The organism is Streptomyces sp. YS-3 (genome assembly GCF_045257485.1).
Lineage (GTDB): Bacteria > Actinomycetota > Actinomycetes > Streptomycetales > Streptomycetaceae > Streptomyces.
Map to the genome: position 1 here is coordinate 1 of NZ_JBJHPC010001166.1, position 664 is coordinate 664.

A 664-nucleotide genomic window follows, 5' to 3' on the forward strand; every position below is an offset into this window, starting at 1 on the left:
GGCTCGGCCGAGGCCCGGCTGCCCGCCCACGAGGGCGCCGTCCCGTTCCCCGGACTGCTCGACGCCTGCCGCGCCGCGGCGGAAGCGCTGTACGGCCCGGACCGCGTCGTCCCGCTCGGCTACCCGTGGGGCGGCCGTCCCGCCGGCGCGGAGCCCGTCATCGGCTGCTTCCTCAACACCGTCGTCTTCCCCGCCGCCACCGGGCAGGGCTCCACGCCCGGAGCGACGGCCGACGCCTGGTGGGACGACCTCGACCGGGCCGACATGCCCTTCGACGCGGTCGTGGCCGCCGCGCGGGCCGCCGGTACGGGCTGGAACGGCGCGCTGGACGGACTGCTGACCGTCGACGACGACAGCCGCCGCCCGCCCCTGCGCCTGGCCGGTGTCGAGGGCCGCGAGGTCCACGTCGACGGCAGACCGGTGCGCGGCCCGTTCGCCGTCTCCGTCACCCAGGGCGCCGGGATCGGGCTGCGGATGGTGTGGGACCGCGCGGTCCTCGACGACGCCGCCGCCCACCGGGCCTTCGACGCGCTCACCCGGGCACTGCGCCCGGTGGTCCGCACCACGGGCTGACCCCGGCCCCCGGCACACCGGGTGCGGCCGGCGGCGAGCACGTCCTCGCGGCACGGCCCCCGCTACCGGTGCCCCCGCGGCACCCGTTGCC

At 79.2% G+C, this 664-nt stretch carries 1 pseudogene; it reads left to right on the top strand.

What is annotated here, in order from left to right:
* Positions 1-573 (top strand): annotated as a pseudogene (locus ACJA3G_RS38125) (non-ribosomal peptide synthetase); the annotation flags it as partial.
* Positions 574-664: the final 91 nt, after the last annotated feature.